This is a genomic window from Salinicola sp. DM10, assembly GCF_017306975.2.
Classification (GTDB): domain Bacteria; phylum Pseudomonadota; class Gammaproteobacteria; order Pseudomonadales; family Halomonadaceae; genus Salinicola.
Map to the genome: position 1 here is coordinate 1 of NZ_JAFLEN020000046.1, position 593 is coordinate 593.

A 593-nucleotide genomic window follows, 5' to 3' on the forward strand; every position below is an offset into this window, starting at 1 on the left:
CAGCAGCTCGACAGCGCCTACCAGCTCAGCGACAGCCTCAGCCAGAGCGCGGCAGACCACAACGCCGACGCTCTCGACGCCCGCGAGCACCTCAAGCAGGCGGGCGAGGACGCCGACGACACCTACGGCAACAGCGAACAGCTCGCCGATTCATCAGGACAGGCCAAGCAAGACAACGCCCGTGGTGCCACCGACAGCGGCGGCCGCGGCGAAGCGGCACGCATGAAAGCGCCGTGGCTGCATATGGCCTCGCCCGCCGGCATTACGCTGAGTACCCCGGAATCGACCCACCTGGCCCAGGGCCGCTCGCTGAGCGTCTCCAGCGGCGAGGACGTCAACGTCGCCACCGGCAAGAGCCTGGTCGCCTCGATCTCCGAGAAGCTCTCGCTGTTCGTCTACCGCGCCGGCATGAAACTGTTCGCCGCTCGCGGCAAGGTCGAAGTGCAGGCGCAGAGCGACGAGATGGCGCTGACCGCCGAGAAGGACGTCAAGATCACTTCCACCGAAGGGCGGGTCGAGATCAACGCCGCCAACGGCATCCTGCTGAACAGTGGTGGCGGTTATATCCGCATCGAAGGCGGCAATATCGACGT

At 66.1% G+C, this 593-nt stretch carries 1 protein-coding gene; it reads left to right on the plus strand.

Annotated elements, in window-relative coordinates; all coding sequences use genetic code 11:
* Nucleotides 1–593: DUF2345 domain-containing protein (locus tag J0A90_RS18570; protein ID WP_233076961.1), on the plus strand; the 593-nt coding region annotated here is incomplete at both ends.